The sequence below is a fragment of the Pseudomonas sp. AC463 genome, from assembly GCF_979253585.1.
The window spans coordinates 1-362 of the sequence record NZ_CEEDDZ010000240.1; the positions used below are offsets into that span (position 1 = coordinate 1).

Below are 362 nucleotides of genomic sequence, written 5' to 3' on the forward strand. Positions count from 1 at the left end.
ACTGCGTGTCGGACGGTGTCGGGATCAACGTGCCGATATCGTCCCCGCGCGCCGGGGCCGACGTTGCCGCCGTCAGGTTGCGCAGGGTCACGCGCGGCGTGGCATCGGTGTCGTTGCCGAACGTGTCACCGCTGGAACACGCGGCCAGAAACAGGAACGCGGCCGGGACGATCCGCGCCGACGATATCGGCATAGAGGCAACTCTGACGCAGGTTAAGGGACGGCGGCGATACCGGGCGAGCCGTAGCCGGGCAAGCATGACGCTGCGGTGAACCCGTCCGGTTCGGCCGAATTCGGGACTGACCGCGTGTCGCCGACAGGCGTTGTGCCGCGCCCGTCCCCCTAAACCTCGATCCCCTCGT

Annotated in this window: 1 protein-coding gene; it reads right to left on the reverse strand. The window is 68.2% G+C overall.

Going from position 1 to position 362, the window contains the following annotated elements:
* Positions 1-193: hypothetical protein (locus AC0IYH_RS29960; RefSeq protein WP_471837733.1), on the reverse strand; the 193-nt coding region annotated here is incomplete at its 3' end.
* Positions 194-362: the final 169 nt, after the last annotated feature.